Origin of the sequence: Mycobacterium sp. SMC-19 (assembly GCF_045310815.1) — a bacterium.
Classification (GTDB): Bacteria; Actinomycetota; Actinomycetes; order Mycobacteriales; family Mycobacteriaceae; genus Mycobacterium.
In genome coordinates, this window is the sequence record NZ_JBJIAM010000002.1 from 426,124 (window position 1) to 440,655 (window position 14,532).

Below are 14,532 nucleotides of genomic sequence, written 5' to 3' on the forward strand. Positions count from 1 at the left end.
CCACCCTAGCCGCGAGCCCCTACGCGGCGGGTCATCCCGGCGCTGCGATATTGACTTGAGCCCCTCTGGGAGAATGGGCGGTGTGAACACCGGCCTGATGGCACGCATCGACCTGCGCGGCACCGAACAGTCGGACCTATCCAAGGCCGAGCTGCGTGCCGCTCTGCCACGCGGTGGTGTGGACGTGGAGGCGGTGCTGCCGAGGGTGCGCCCGATCGTCGAGGCGGTCGCCGAGCGTGGGGCCGCCGCGGCGCTGGAGTTCGGCGAATCGTTCGACCGGATCCGACCGGCCACGATCCGGGTGCCGGATACGGCGCTGGAGCGTGCGCTGGCCGAGTTGGACCCCGCCGTCCGTGCCGCTCTGGAGGTGGCAATCAGCCGCGCCCGGGCGGTCCACTCCGATCAGCGGCGCACCGACACCACCACCACGCTGGCCCCGGGCGCCACCGTCACCGAACGCTGGCTTCCGGTAGAGCGGGTGGGCCTGTACGTGCCGGGCGGTAACGCGGTCTACCCGTCCAGCGTGGTGATGAACGTCGTCCCGGCCCAGATCGCCGGTGTCGAGTCCCTGGTAATCGCCAGTCCGCCCCAGGCCGCCTTCGACGGTCTGCCACACCCGACGATCCTGGCCGCGGCGCGGCTGCTCGGCGTCGACGAGGTCTGGGCGGTCGGCGGTGCCCAGGCGGTGGCATTGCTGGCCTACGGCGGCACCGACACCGATGGGGGTGAACTGGCGCCGGTCGACATGGTCACCGGCCCCGGCAACATCTACGTCACCGCCGCCAAGCGGTTGTGCCGCTCGCAGGTGGGGATCGACGCCGAAGCCGGCCCCACCGAGATCGCCATCCTCGCGGACAACACCGCGCACCCGGCGAATCTGGCCGCGGACCTGATCAGCCAGGCCGAGCACGATGAGATGGCCGCCAGCGTGCTGGTCACCACCAGCCCGGAATTGGCCGATGCCACCGACCGCGAGGTGACTGCCCAGCTGCAGACCACCGTGCACCGCGAGCGGGTGACTACGGCACTGTCTGGACCGCAGTCGGCGATCGTGCTGGTCGCCGACCTGGACGCCGGTATCCGCGTGGTGAACGCCTACGCCGCCGAGCACCTGGAGATCCAGACCGCCGATGCCGCCGAGGTGGCAACCCGAATCCGTTCAGCCGGTGCGATTTTCGTCGGACCGTACGCGCCGGTCAGCCTCGGCGACTACTGCGCGGGCTCCAACCACGTGCTGCCCACCGCGGGCAGTGCGCGGCACTCCAGCGGGCTGTCGGTGCAGACGTTCCTGCGCGGAATCCACGTCGTCGACTACACCGAGGCCGCACTCAAGGATGTCAGCGGCCACGTGATCGCACTGGCCACGGCCGAGGACCTTCCCTCACACGGCGAAGCGGTTCGACGGAGGTTCGAGCAGTGAGCGGCACACCAGCCCGCCCGGGCGCGCAGATCACCCTGGCGGATCTCCCGCTGCGCGACGATCTGCGCGGCAAGTCGCCCTATGGTGCGCCGCAACTGGAAGTTCCGGTACGGCTCAACACCAATGAGAATCCGCACCCGCCGAGCCAGGCACTCATCGACGACGTGGCACGTTCGGTGCGCGAAGCCGCCGCGGAGCTGCACCGCTATCCCGATCGCGATGCGGTGGCGCTGCGCACCGACCTGGCCGCCTATCTGACCGCCCAGACCGGCGTTGAGGTGGGGCCGGACAATGTGTGGGCGGCCAACGGCTCCAATGAGATCCTGCAGCAGTTGCTGCAGGCATTCGGTGGTCCGGGCCGTAGCGCCATCGGATTCGTTCCGTCCTACTCCATGCACCCGATCATCTCCGACGGCACCCAAACGCGGTGGCTGGCCGCCAACCGGACCTCCGACTTCGGGCTGGACGTCGATGTGGCCGGCGCTGCCATCGCCGAGCACCACCCCGACGTGGTTTTCGTCGCGTCCCCGAACAACCCGTCCGGGCAGAGCATTTCGCTCAAGGATCTGCGCAGCCTGCTCGACGCCGCACCGGGGGTCGTGATCGTCGACGAGGCCTATGGCGAATTCTCGTCGCAGCCCAGCGCGATCGCGCTGATCGACGATTACCCGGCGAAGCTGATCGTCAGCCGCACGATGAGCAAGGCGTTCGCGTTCGCCGGAGGCCGGCTCGGCTACCTGATCGCGGCCCCGGCGGTGATCGACGCGATGTTGCTGGTTCGCCTGCCGTATCACCTGTCGGTGGTCACCCAGGCGGCCGCCCGCGCCGCGCTCCGCCATGCCGACGACACCCTGGGCAGCGTCGCCCAGCTGATCGCCGAACGGGACCGCGTCTCAGCCGAGCTGTCCGCCATGGGGTTTCGGGTCATTCCCAGCGACGCCAACTTCGTGCTGTTCGGCCGGTTCGCCGATGCGCCCGCAACCTGGCAGCGCTACCTGGACGCCGGCATCCTGATCCGTGACGTCGGCATCCCCGGCTACCTGCGGGCCACCACCGGACTTCCGGAGGAGAACGATGCATTGCTCGCCGCCAGCAAGCAGCTAGCGGCCACCGAACTCGCCCAACCGTCATTAGGAGAATCATGACCCGCCGAGCCCGGGTGCAACGCGCCACCCGCGAATCCGACATCACGGTCGAGCTCGACCTGGACGGCACCGGCATCGTCGACATCGAGACCGGTGTGCCGTTCTTCGATCACATGCTGACCGCACTGGGCAGTCACGCCAGCTTCGATCTGACGGTGCGCGCCCGCGGCGACGTCGAGATCGAAGCCCACCACACCGTCGAGGACACCGCGATCGTGCTGGGACAGGCGCTGGGCGAGGCGCTCGGCGACAAGAAGGGCATCCGCCGATTCGGCGACGCCTTCATCCCGATGGACGAGACGCTGGCCCACGCTGCCGTCGATGTGTCGGGCCGGCCCTACTGCGTGCACACCGGGGAACCGGATCACATGACGCACACCACGATTGCCGGAACGCAGGCGCCATATCACACGGTGATCAATCGGCACGTGTTCGAGACGCTGGCGTCGAACGCGCGTATCGCACTGCACGTGCGGGTGCTCTACGGTCGTGACCCGCACCACATCACCGAGGCCCAGTACAAGGCGGTCGCGCGTGCGCTGCGCCAGGCAGTGGAACCCGACCCCCGGGTGACCGGCGTGCCGTCCACCAAGGGAGCCCTGTGAGCGGCTCTGCCCGGGTGGTGATCTTGGACTACGGTTCCGGGAACCTGCGCTCGGCCCAGCGGGCCCTGCAACGGGTCGGTGCCCAAGTCGAGGTGACCGCCGACGCCGACGCCGCCGCCGATGCCGACGGTCTGCTGGTGCCGGGTGTCGGGGCGTACGCGGCGTGCATGACCGGGCTGCGCAAGGTCAACGGCGACAAGATCATCGCCGAACGCCTACAGGCCGGCCGCCCGGTACTCGGAGTGTGCGTCGGGATGCAGATCATGTTCGCGCACGGAGTCGAGTTCGGGGTGGACACCGCCGGCTGCGGCCAGTGGCCCGGTGCCGTCACCCGCCTGGAAGCCCCGGTGATCCCGCACATGGGCTGGAACGTCGTCGATGCCGCACCCGGCAGCACGCTGTTCGCCGGGCTGGACGCCGACACCCGCTTCTATTTCGTGCACTCCTATGCCGCTCAGCGCTGGGAAGGCCGTCCGGAGGCTTTGGTGACCTGGGCGACCCATCAGGTACCGTTCGTGGCGGCTGTCGAGGATGGGCCGTTGGCCGCCACCCAGTTTCACCCCGAAAAGAGTGGGGATGCCGGGGCGACACTATTGAGCAACTGGGTGGAGGCACTGTGAGTACTGCTGTGAACAAGGCACTGGTTCTGTTGCCGGCCGTCGACGTCGTCGACGGCCGCGCGGTGCGCCTGGTGCAGGGCAAGGCCGGCAGTGAGACTGAGTACGGCTCAGCGCTGGACGCCGCGCTGGGTTGGCAGCGCGACGGCGCGGAATGGATCCACCTGGTCGATCTGGACGCCGCGTTCGGCCGCGGATCGAACCGCGAGCTGCTCGCCGATGTCGTTGGGCGCCTTGATGTCAAGGTCGAACTGTCCGGTGGCATCCGTGACGATGAGTCCCTGGCGGCCGCACTGGCCACGGGCTGCGCCCGGGTGAACCTGGGCACGGCCGCCTTGGAGAACCCGCAGTGGTGCGCGCGCGCGATCGCCGAGCACGGCGAAAAAGTCGCGGTCGGGCTGGACGTGCAGATCGACCCCAATCACCCCGATGGCATCCACCGGCTGCGCGGCCGCGGTTGGGAGACCGACGGCGGTGACCTCTGGCCGGTACTGGAACGCCTTGACGCCGAAGGCTGTTCACGCTACGTCGTCACCGACGTGACCAAGGACGGAACGCTGGGCGGCCCCAACCTGGAGCTGCTCGGCGCAGTCGCCGACCGCACCGACGCTCCGGTGATCGCCTCCGGGGGAGTGTCGAGCCTGGATGACCTGCGGGCGATCGCCACGCTGGTCGGCCGCGGCGTCGAAGGCGCCATCGTGGGCAAGGCCCTCTACGCGGGCCGCTTCACGCTGCCCGAGGCGCTGTCCACGGTGCGGGAGTAGGCCGACATGGCGTTGGACACCGCGGATCTGGACGCGCTGGTCGCAGCGGCGTCGGAGATCCTCGATGTCGCCGCCGAGCCTTTCCTGGCCGGCCACCGGGCCGATTCCGCAGTCCGCAAGGGCGCCAACGACTTCGCCACCGAGGTTGACCTGGCCCTGGAACGACAGATCACCGAGGCGTTGGTGGCGGCGACCGGAATCGGCGTGCACGGCGAGGAATTCGGCGGGCCACCGATCGATTCGCCGCTGGTGTGGGTGCTGGACCCGATCGACGGAACGTTCAACTACGCCGCCGGATCACCGATGTCCGCGATCCTGTTGGGCCTGCTGCGCGACGGTGAGCCGGTTGCGGGATTGACCTGGCTGCCGTTCGCCGACCAGCGCTATACCGCGGTGGCCGACGGCCCGCTGATCCGCAACGGGGTGGCGCAGCCGCCACTGAAACCCGTCGACTTGGCCGATTCGTTGGTCGGCATCGGCACCTTCAACGTCGAGTGGCGGGGCCGGTTTCCCGGCCGCTACCGGCTCGCGGTGCTCGAAGGCCTGACCCGGGTGACCTCACGGACGCGGATGCACGGCGCCACCGGAATCGATCTGGCTTACGTCGCCGATGGAACCCTCGGCGGTGCGATCAGTTTCGGCGACCACATCTGGGACCACGCCGCCGGTGTGGCCATGGTGCGCGCGGCCGGAGGCATTGTCACCGACCTGGCCGGCGCACCCTGGACGGCCCAGTCGAACTCGGCGCTGGTCGCCGCACCGGGAGTACACGATCAGATTCTGGACATCCTCAAGCGAGTTGGCCCACCGGGGGACTACTGACATGCATAAGCGCAGTGATGTGGCGGTACGGGTCATTCCGTGTCTGGACGTCGACGGCGGCCGAGTCGTCAAGGGCGTCAACTTCGCGAACCTGCGCGATGCCGGTGACCCGGTCGAGCTGGCCGCAGCCTACGACGCCGAGGGCGCCGACGAACTGACCTTCCTGGACGTGACCGCCTCGTCGTCGGGCCGGGCCACCATGCTCGAGGTCGTCGCGCGCACCGCCGATCAGGTGTTCATCCCGCTCACCGTCGGCGGCGGAGTGCGCACGGTCGCCGACGTCGACGTGTTGCTGCGGGCCGGCGCGGACAAGGTGTCGGTGAACACCGCCGCGATCGCCCGCCCGGAACTGCTGGCCGAGTTGTCCCGCCAGTTCGGCTCCCAGTGCATCGTGCTGTCGGTCGACGCCCGTACCGTCCCGGCCGGTTCGCCACCCACCGCATCCGGATGGGAGGTCACCACCCACGGCGGCCGGCAGGGCACCGGTATCGACGCGGTCGAATGGGCGGTCCGCGGTGTGGAGCTGGGGGTCGGGGAGATCCTGCTGAACTCGATGGATGCCGACGGCACCAAGGCCGGATTCGACCTGTCGATGCTGCGTGCCGTTCGGGCCGCGGTGAGCGTGCCGGTGATCGCCAGCGGGGGAGCCGGCGCGGCAGAGCATTTCGCCCCGGCTGTGGCCGCCGGCGCCGACGCGGTCCTGGCGGCCAGCGTGTTTCACTTCCGGGAACTGACCATCGGCCAGGTCAAGGCCGCGATGGCCGCCGAGGGGATCGTGGTTCGATGACGACAAACCAGCTGGATCCAGCGATCGCAGCCCGGCTCAAGCGCAATGCCGAGGGACTGATCGCGGCGGTTGCACAGGCGCGGGGCACCGGAGAGGTGCTGATGGTCGCTTGGATGGACGACGATGCATTGGCCCGCACGTTGGCAACTCGTGAGGCCACCTATTTTTCCCGCTCCCGGAATCAGCAATGGATCAAGGGGGCCACTACCGGCCACACTCAGTACGTGCATTCGGTGCGGTTGGACTGCGACGGTGACACCGTCCTGCTGGAGGTCGATCAGTCCGGGGCAGCTTGCCATACCGGGGCCCGTACCTGCTTCGACAACGACGTGCTGTTGGAAGCCGCGGATTGAGTGACCGACGGTGACGGGCGGTATGTGCGCCCTCACCGACTGATCTATAAAGTTCTTCTACCTATCCATTGTTTGCACGGTCACCGAGAAATGGTGATTAACAACCGCCAATGGCGATTAACAAATGGAATCGCACCTCGATAAATGGCGGGCTGCCCCACCGGGCTATCCTCGGTTCCGCTCCCAAATAATGGTTAACAAAAGCATCCCGACCTGGGGATTGGCGGTGCATCACGAGCCACCTGCAACATCGCGAGGAAATACTGATTAACAAAATTAGGCTTGCGCAGGCGTCAATATAAGTCGATATAGTGACACGCGTGACGGGAGAGCAGGCGAGGATCATCAGTCAGCGCGTCGACGTCCAAGCCGCTGCCATCTACGCCCGCATTTCTGCAGATATGGAGCGGATGAATTACCGCCATACCGAGGCCCACGACAAGGAGCTCTCGGAGCTGCACACACTGATCCGCCGTAGCGAGACGCGGATCGCCGCACTCGGAGATCAGGTCGACAAGTCTCGGTACGAGCTGGCCACCACCTCGGCGCAGTACACCGAACTGGCCCGGGCAATCCCCGGCGATATCGCCAACCTCAGTGATCAGTTGACCTCGATCCTGTCGTCGGCCACGGCCGAAGCCGATCGAATCCGCACCAGCGCCCACGACCACGCCGCCGAGATCATCGCCGACGCGCAGAAGGAACACGACGCGGTCGTCGCGGTGCGCACCAACCTCGAAGAACAGACCAGCCAATTGCACGCCGGCTTGGCACTGCTTCGCCAGCAGGCCCGCCAGGACGCCGCCGACATCGTGCGCGACGCCGAGAGTGCGGCAGAGGAACTGCTGGCCCAGGTCCGGCTTGACATTGAAGCGCAACAAGCAGCCGCAGAGGCCAAACTGCAGGAACTCCTGGCGGTTCGCGCGATGATCACCGAGCAGCTGCGCGATTTCTACGCCAAGGTCAATGAGCTGGAGCAGGCCGCAGAGCCCATCGACCAGGCTCGCACGGTAACCGTCACCTCGCACCGGGTTCGCAACTCCGATGAGGGCGAGGACTGGGACGCGCTGTTCCAGAAGCCTCCGTCCACGAAGCGGCTGGCGCGGCCGACCCTTGACCCCCAATCCTCCGACGACACACACCTCAACTAGGAGCCCCCGGTGAGCACAGCGATTTCTCTTCTCGAGCCGCAACTGCCCAACTTCACGACGCAACTGCGCGGCCTCGACCGAAGCCAGGTGCTGGAGTACATCCAGAACCTGCACCAGGAGCTCGACTCTCTTCAACAGCGCATCCCAGCGCTCGAAGCTCAGCTCGCCGATGCCCGGCGCGATCTCGCCAACACCGACGATGACCGGACCCGGCTGCGCGGTGAGATCGATGCGCTGCGCGGTGACATCGCTCGGTTGTCCGGTCCTATCGATTCGGTGGAGGGGATGTCGGACCGAATCGCACGGATGATGCGGGTGGCCTCCGATGAGGCCCGGCGCACCAAGGCGATGGCTCAGGAAGAAGCCGAAGCGCTCACCCACGACCTGCGCGACGAGCTTGAGGCAGCCCGCCAGGATCGCGCCGCGGCCGGTGCCGCGTTGGCTGAGCTTCAGGAATCGACGTCGCAACGTCGCGAGCAGATCCTCACCGACGCCAAGACCGAGGCCGAGGAGTTGCTGCGCGCCGCGCAGGCCGAATGCGCTCGCCTGATCAGCGAAACCGAGGAGACCGAGCGCGCCCGCCGCGAGGCGGCGCAGCGAGTCGCCGAGGAGGACGAACGGCGCCGCCGCGAAAGCGAACGCGAGCAGGCTAAGCAGGTCAGTGCGGCGTGGGAGCAGGCACAGATCCAGATCGCAAACATGGAAAAGGACAGCCGCCTCAACGCCGCGGCCCTGATCGCCACTGCTGAGCGTGAAGCCAAGCTCATCATTGAGCGCACCGACGCCGAAGTCATGCAGTTGATTCACGTCCGCGGGGACGTGGTCGGCGCGCTCAGCGAGATCCAGAGCCGGATTGAGTCGGCCATCCGCCGAGACCGGATGAGCGTGGTGAAGCGCTCCGGAGACTCGGAGCAGGCATAACCGGCTCGTTACCGCGGGCGAGTTGAGCCGGGGGACCTGCGCCCGGTTACAGCCCGCGGCTTGGCGATGTTTGCCCGCCATTCGGCGCCACCGCGCCGACGAATGATTCCTGCGCGCGAAACAACGACGTGATAGCGTCCGCGGGTGCCGGACCTGCCATATTTTGACCTCGTCATGGGCGATAGCCAGAACCGCGGCGAACTCGGCCATTTGTGGGGCGACCAGGTGCACTGGGGCTACTGGGAGAACCCGGCAGTGGCCGACGGCACCCAGGCCGACTACATCGCCGCCATGGCACAGATGAACGGCCTGCTGCTCGATGCCGGCAAGGTGGCCGACGGGCAGACGCTGCTGGATGTGGGTTGCGGATTCGGCGGAACCATCCGCCAGGTCAACGCCCGATATTCCGCCATGGGTCTCACGGGGCTCAATATCGACCCCCGCCAGCTCGCGGCCGCCGAGGCTCAGAGCACGCCGGCCGACGACAACTCGATCTCCTGGGTCGAAGCCGACGCCTGTCAGTTGCCGTTCGCGGACAACTCTTTCGACCGCGTCCTGGCCGTCGAATGCATTTTCCACTTCCCCTCCCGTGAGCGTTTCATCGCGGAGGCGGCGCGGGTGCTCCGGCCGGGTGGCTACCTGGCGGTATCCGACTTCGTACCGATCATGATGTTCTTCGGGAAGACCCCGATCTGGATGGCGATCCGCAGCCGGATCGCGAAATCCTACGGAACACTGGGCAATGTCCCCCTGCGGTCCTACAAGGCCATGGGCTCACGCGCGGGACTGCAACTGGAAGCGAAGCGCAATATCCGCAAGCAAACGCTGCCGACGTACCCATTCCTGCTCAAATTCTTCCGCGCACACGAGTCAGCGCAGACCCGGAAGACCATGATCGTGGGGACCCGATGGATGAAGTGGCTGTCGCAGCTCGGACTTCTGCAGTACCAGGTTTACACGTTCCACAAACCCGTCTGACCTCCGCCCGCAACGCCCAGCGCTAGGCCGACGAGCGTGCCCGCAGCACCTCCAGCGCCTTGTCGGCGTGGGTGTCCATGGAGAATTCGCTGGCGATCACATCCAGCACGGTGCGGTCGGTGTCGATCACGAACGTGGTCCGCTTCACCGGGATCAGCCTGCCCAGCATGCCGCGCTTGACGCCGAACTGGGTGGCCACCGTCCCGGCCGTGTCGGACAGCAGCGGGTAGTCGAAGCCCTGCTGGTCGGCGAACTTGGCTTGCTTGTCCACCGCATCAGCGCTGATGCCCACCCGGGTGGCTCCCACGGCGGCGAACTCGCCGGCCAGGTCGCGGAAGTGGCAGGCTTCCTTGGTGCACCCCGGCGTCATGGCGGCCGGGTAGAAGAACAGCACCACCGGCCCGTTGGCCAGCAGGTCGCTGAGTTTGCGCGGCGCGCCGGTCTGGTCGGGGAGTTCGAAGTCGGCCACGGTGTCACCGGTTTTCATGGCGGTCACGCTACTCCGGGTGTCAGTGCGGCGGCGGCGATAGTGGTGGGTGCGCCGGGGTCTGGGAAGATGGGCGCGTGCAAATCACGAGCACTTCTAGGGCCGGCGTCACTTCCCGGGCGGACTTCCGGGCGCTGGCGGCTGAGCACCGCGTGGTCCCGGTGACCCGCAAGGTGCTGGCCGACGCCGAAACACCGCTGTCGGCCTACCGCAAACTGGCTGCCAACCGTCCTGGCACCTTCCTGCTGGAGTCGGCCGAAAACGGCCGGTCGTGGTCACGCTGGTCGTTCATCGGTGCGGGTACGACCTCGGCGCTGACAGTGCGGGACGGCGAAGCGGTGTGGCTGGGTGCCGCACCGCAGGACGCACCCACCGGCGGTGACCCGTTGCAGGCACTGCGCCAGACGCTGACGCTGCTGGAGACGGCCGCCATCCCCGGGCTGCCGCCGCTGTCGAGCGGCCTGGTGGGCTTTTTCACCTACGACCTGGTGCGCAGGCTGGAGCGCCTCCCCGAGCTGGCCGTCGACGACCTTCAGCTACCCGACATGCTGCTGCTGCTGGCCACCGACATGGCCGCCGTCGACCACCACGAGGGCACCATCACGCTGATCGCCAACGCGGTCAACTGGAACGGCACCGATGAGCGCGTCGACGAGGCCTACGACGACGCGATCGCGCGCCTCGATGTGATGACCGCGGCGTTGAGTCAGCCGCTGGAGTCCAGCGTCGCCACCTTCGACCGGCCCGACCCGGTCTACCGCGGTCAGCGCACCCCCGAGGAGTACGGGGCGATCGTCGAGCGGTTGGTCGGCGAGATCGAGGCCGGCGAGGCGTTCCAGGTGGTTCCGTCGCAGCGTTTCGAGATGACCACGCCGGCAGACCCGCTCGATGTCTACCGGATGCTGCGGGTGTCCAACCCGAGCCCGTACATGTACCTGCTGCAGGTGCCCGACGCCGACGGGGGACTGGCCTTTTCGATCGTCGGCTCCAGCCCCGAGGCGCTGGTGACCGTTCAAGACGGCCGCGCTACCACGCACCCGATCGCCGGGACCCGGTGGCGCGGGGCGACGGAGGACGAAGATCAGCTGCTGGCCAAGGATCTGCTGAACGACGAGAAGGAGCTCGCCGAGCATCTGATGCTGGTCGACCTGGGCCGTAACGACCTGGGCCGGGTGTGTGTTCCGGGGACGGTGCGGGTCTCCGACTACAGCCACATCGAGCGCTACAGCCACGTCATGCACCTGGTGTCCACCGTCACCGGAGACCTCGCCGAGGATCGGACGGCGCTGGACGCGGTGACGGCGTGCTTCCCGGCGGGCACCTTGTCCGGGGCGCCCAAAGTGCGCGCGATGGAACTCATCGAGGAGGTCGAAAAGACCCGGCGCGGCCTCTACGGCGGCGTCGTCGGCTATCTGGACTTCGCCGGCAACGCCGACTTCGCGATCGCGATCCGCACGGCATTGATGCGCGACGGCACCGCCTACGTGCAGGCGGGCGGCGGAGTGGTCGCCGACTCCAACGGCCCCTACGAGTACACCGAGGCATCAAACAAGGCCCGGGCAGTACTGGCCGCGATCGCCGCCGCCGAGACCCTGGCGGCGCCCGGGACCGATGGCTGACGGACGCGCACGCACCGACGCCCGCGCGCTGCGCGGGGCACAACTGCTGCTGGTAGCGGCCGCCGGCGGGCTCTGGGGCGCCGCACGGCTGCCGTGGGTTCTGATCCGCTCGTTCGACGGGCTCGGGCAGCCCAAGGAGATCACCCTCACCGGCGCGTCCTGGTCGACGGCGCTGTTGCCCCTGGCGCTGCTGTGTCTGGCCGCTGCCGTCGCCGCGATGGCGGTGCGCGGGTGGCAGCTGCGGGTGTTGGCGGTGGTGTTGGCCGCAGTGAGTCTGGCCTGCGGATATTTGGCCACCAGCATGTGGGTGGCCCGGGACATCACCCTGCGGGCCCTGGACATCGCCGAGATTCCGTTGACCTCGCTGGTGGGCACCGAGCGCCGGCTTACCGGCGCCGTCTTGAGCCTGGTCGCGGCCCTGGGTGTGCTGGCCGCGGCGGTGCTGTTGATGCGGGTCGCCGCGCACACTGCCGGCCGCGTCACCAAGTATTCGGCTCCCGCGGAGCGCCGCGCGGTCGCGCGTGATCTAAAGGCGGGCACTCCTACCGGCCAGGGTGATTCACCGCTGTCGGAACGCATGATGTGGGACGCGCTCGACGAGGGGCGAGACCCCACCGGGGACCCCGATGACCGGGCCCCCGGCCCGGACGTCGAGGGCCGGTGACACCGCGGGCAACGACGGTCGTTACCCTTCGATAAAGGTCTTCGACGAAGGTCCACAGGACGCGGGAGAGGAAGCGGCAGTCATGACTTCGGCATCCGTTCTCGACTCCATCATTGAGGGAGTCTGCGCCGACCTTGCCGCCCGTGAGGCCCTGGTCCCGCTCGCCGAAGTCAAGGCAGCGGCCGAGGCCATGCCCCCGCCACGCGACGTGATGGCGGCGCTGCGTGAGCCCGGCATCGCGGTCATCGCTGAGGTGAAGCGCGCGAGCCCCTCCAAGGGCCAACTGGCGCCCATCGCCGATCCGGCGGATCTGGCCAGCTCCTACGCCGACGGCGGGGCCCGCGCCATCAGCGTGCTGACCGAACAGCGCCGCTTCAACGGTTCGCTGGCCGACCTGGACGCGGTGCGCGCCGCGGTCTCAGTTCCGGTGCTGCGCAAGGACTTCATCGTGCGGCCGTACCAGATTCACGAGGCCCGCGCCCACGGCGCCGACATGCTGCTGCTGATCGTGGCGGCACTCGAACAACAGGCACTGGAATCCATGCTGGACCGCACCGAGTCGCTTGGCATGACCGCACTGGTCGAGGTGCACACCGAAGAAGAAGCCGACCGCGCCCTGACCGCCGGCGCCAAGGTGATCGGCGTCAACGCGCGCGACCTGACCACGTTGGAGGTCGACCGCGACTGCTTCGCGCGGATCGCGCCCGGACTGCCCACCGAGGTGGTCAAGATCGCCGAGTCCGGGGTGCGGGGCACCGCGGACCTGCTGGCCTACGCCGGTGCCGGTGCGGACGCCGTCCTGGTCGGCGAGGGACTCGTCACCAGTGGCGACCCGCGGGCGGCCGTTGCCGATTTGGTCAGTGCGGGTAAGCATCCGTCCTGCCCGAAGTCGGCCCGCTAAATGTCAGACACCTCGCAACCGAGTCTTCCGCGCGCCAGCGCCGGAGTGGCCGAGCCGACCCCGCACGATCCCGACGCCCGCGGGCACTTCGGGGCCTTCGGCGGCCGCTACGTCGCCGAAGCACTGATGGCGGTCATCGAAGAGGTCACCGCCGCCTACGACAAGGTGCGCAACGACCCGGAGTTCCTCGACACCCTCGATAACCTGCAGACGCACTACACCGGCCGGCCCTCGCCGCTGTATGACGCGGAGCGCCTGACCGCACATGCCGGCGGGGCCCGGATCTTCTTGAAGCGAGAGGACCTGAACCACACCGGTTCTCACAAGATCAACAACGTGCTCGGCCAGGCACTGCTGGCGCGGCACATGGGCAAGACCCGGGTGATCGCCGAGACCGGGGCCGGCCAGCACGGGGTCGCCACCGCCACCGCCTGCGCCTTGCTGGGCCTGGAATGCGTGATCTACATGGGTGCCGTCGACACGCGCCGGCAGGCGCTCAACGTGGCGCGGATGCGGCTGCTGGGCGCCGAGGTGGTCTCGGTCGAGTCGGGTTCGCAGACCCTCAAGGACGCCATCAACGAGGCCTTCCGGGACTGGGTCACCAACGCTGACCGCACCTACTACTGCTTCGGCACCGCGGCCGGGCCGCACCCGTTCCCGACCATGGTGCGCGACTTCCAGCGGATCGTCGGCCTGGAGACCCGCGTTCAGATCCAACAGATGGCGGGCCGGCTTCCCGACGCAGTAGTGGCGTGTGTGGGCGGCGGGTCGAACGCCATCGGCATCTTCCACGCGTTCCTCGACGATCCCGCGGTCCGCCTGATCGGTTTCGAAGCCGGCGGCGACGGCGTCGACACCGGGCGGCACGCCGCGACATTCGCCGGCGGAACACCGGGTGCGTTCCAGGGATCGTTCTCCTACCTGCTGCAGGACGACGACGGTCAGACCATCGAGTCGCACTCGATCTCGGCCGGCCTGGATTACCCGGGTGTGGGTCCGGAGCACGCCTGGCTGCGTGAGACCGGACGCGCCGAGTACCGGCCGATCACCGATACCGAAGCGATGGACGCTTTCGGAATCCTTTGCCGCACTGAGGGAATCATTCCGGCGATCGAATCGGCACACGCGGTGGCCGGTGCGCTCAAACTGGCGGCCGAGCTGGGACCCGGCAAGGTCATCGTGGTCAACGTGTCCGGTCGCGGCGACAAGGACGTGGAGACCGCCGCCAAGTGGTTCGGTCTGTTCGACGAGGCAGGAGACGCGTCGTGAGCGACCACGCCGGCGACCGGCTCGCCCCG

At 68.0% G+C, this 14,532-nt stretch carries 16 protein-coding genes; 15 read left to right on the forward strand and 1 reads right to left on the reverse strand.

Annotation, left to right across the window (positions count from 1 at the left end; translation table 11 throughout):
- The first annotated feature begins 94 nt into the window (after nt 1-94).
- The 11 genes from hisD to ACJH5R_RS06100 all read left to right on the forward strand — a co-directional run bounded on the left by hisD (nt 95) and on the right by ACJH5R_RS06100 (nt 9,563).
- Nucleotides 95-1,420 carry a histidinol dehydrogenase gene (hisD, locus tag ACJH5R_RS06050; RefSeq protein WP_406781621.1) on the forward strand — a complete coding sequence of 442 codons (1,326 nt, stop codon included), beginning with the start codon at nt 95-97 and terminating at the stop codon, nt 1,418-1,420.
- Nucleotides 1,417-2,565: a histidinol-phosphate transaminase gene (locus ACJH5R_RS06055; RefSeq protein ID WP_406756986.1), complete on the forward strand. Its 1,149-nt coding sequence runs from the start codon at nt 1,417-1,419 to the stop codon at nt 2,563-2,565. Before hisD ends, ACJH5R_RS06055 begins: the two co-directional genes overlap by 4 nt.
- Nucleotides 2,562-3,170, forward strand: a complete 609-nt coding sequence (hisB, locus tag ACJH5R_RS06060) for an imidazoleglycerol-phosphate dehydratase HisB (protein ID WP_406756987.1) — start codon at nt 2,562-2,564, stop codon at nt 3,168-3,170. Before ACJH5R_RS06055 ends, hisB begins: the two co-directional genes overlap by 4 nt.
- Nucleotides 3,167-3,790: an imidazole glycerol phosphate synthase subunit HisH gene (hisH, locus tag ACJH5R_RS06065; RefSeq protein WP_406756988.1), complete on the forward strand. Its 624-nt coding sequence runs from the start codon at nt 3,167-3,169 to the stop codon at nt 3,788-3,790. Before hisB ends, hisH begins: the two co-directional genes overlap by 4 nt.
- A gap of 20 nt (nt 3,791-3,810) precedes the next feature.
- Nucleotides 3,811-4,551 carry a bifunctional 1-(5-phosphoribosyl)-5-((5-phosphoribosylamino)methylideneamino)imidazole-4-carboxamide isomerase/phosphoribosylanthranilate isomerase PriA gene (gene priA / locus ACJH5R_RS06070; protein WP_406757251.1) on the forward strand — a complete coding sequence of 247 codons (741 nt, stop codon included), beginning with the start codon at nt 3,811-3,813 and terminating at the stop codon, nt 4,549-4,551.
- Nucleotides 4,552-4,557: 6 nt separating this feature from the next.
- On the forward strand, nt 4,558-5,373 hold the full coding sequence (locus tag ACJH5R_RS06075) for an inositol monophosphatase family protein (RefSeq protein ID WP_406756989.1): 816 nt from the start codon (nt 4,558-4,560) through the stop codon (nt 5,371-5,373).
- A gap of 1 nt (nt 5,374) precedes the next feature.
- Nucleotides 5,375-6,160, forward strand: coding sequence for an imidazole glycerol phosphate synthase subunit HisF (gene hisF, locus ACJH5R_RS06080; protein WP_406756990.1), 786 nt, complete (start codon nt 5,375-5,377; stop codon nt 6,158-6,160).
- Nucleotides 6,157-6,513 (forward strand): phosphoribosyl-AMP cyclohydrolase, encoded by a 357-nt coding sequence (hisI, locus tag ACJH5R_RS06085; RefSeq protein WP_406756991.1) that lies wholly within the window; start codon nt 6,157-6,159, stop codon nt 6,511-6,513. The genes hisF and hisI overlap by 4 nt, the downstream gene beginning before the upstream one ends.
- Before the next feature lie 320 nt (nt 6,514-6,833).
- Nucleotides 6,834-7,664 carry a hypothetical protein gene (locus ACJH5R_RS06090; RefSeq protein WP_406756992.1) on the forward strand — a complete coding sequence of 277 codons (831 nt, stop codon included), beginning with the start codon at nt 6,834-6,836 and terminating at the stop codon, nt 7,662-7,664.
- Between the two features lie 9 nt (nt 7,665-7,673).
- On the forward strand, nt 7,674-8,585 hold the full coding sequence (locus tag ACJH5R_RS06095; RefSeq protein ID WP_406756993.1) for a hypothetical protein: 912 nt from the start codon (nt 7,674-7,676) through the stop codon (nt 8,583-8,585).
- A gap of 144 nt (nt 8,586-8,729) precedes the next feature.
- Nucleotides 8,730-9,563, forward strand: coding sequence for a methyltransferase domain-containing protein (locus ACJH5R_RS06100; RefSeq protein WP_406756994.1), 834 nt, complete (start codon nt 8,730-8,732; stop codon nt 9,561-9,563).
- Nucleotides 9,564-9,585: 22 nt separating this feature from the next.
- Here the strand turns inward: ACJH5R_RS06100 and ACJH5R_RS06105 are convergent, their stop codons facing one another.
- Nucleotides 9,586-10,050, reverse strand: coding sequence for a peroxiredoxin (locus tag ACJH5R_RS06105; protein WP_406756995.1), 465 nt, complete (start codon nt 10,048-10,050; stop codon nt 9,586-9,588).
- A gap of 83 nt (nt 10,051-10,133) precedes the next feature.
- Here ACJH5R_RS06105 and ACJH5R_RS06110 point away from each other — a divergent pair, with 83 nt between their 5' ends.
- The 4 genes from ACJH5R_RS06110 (at nt 10,134) to trpB (ending at nt 14,503) form a co-directional block, all read left to right on the forward strand.
- Entirely contained in the window at nt 10,134-11,669 is a 1,536-nt protein-coding gene (locus ACJH5R_RS06110) for an anthranilate synthase component I (RefSeq protein WP_406757252.1), read from the forward strand.
- Entirely contained in the window at nt 11,662-12,333 is a 672-nt protein-coding gene (locus ACJH5R_RS06115) for a TIGR02234 family membrane protein (RefSeq protein ID WP_406756996.1), read from the forward strand. The genes ACJH5R_RS06110 and ACJH5R_RS06115 overlap by 8 nt, the downstream gene beginning before the upstream one ends.
- An 82-nt stretch (nt 12,334-12,415) precedes the next feature.
- Nucleotides 12,416-13,234 (forward strand): indole-3-glycerol phosphate synthase TrpC, encoded by an 819-nt coding sequence (gene trpC / locus ACJH5R_RS06120; protein ID WP_406756997.1) that lies wholly within the window; start codon nt 12,416-12,418, stop codon nt 13,232-13,234.
- On the forward strand, nt 13,235-14,503 hold the full coding sequence (gene trpB, locus ACJH5R_RS06125; protein ID WP_406756998.1) for a tryptophan synthase subunit beta: 1,269 nt from the start codon (nt 13,235-13,237) through the stop codon (nt 14,501-14,503). It abuts the gene before it with no gap.
- The last annotated feature ends 29 nt before the right edge of the window (nt 14,504-14,532 follow it).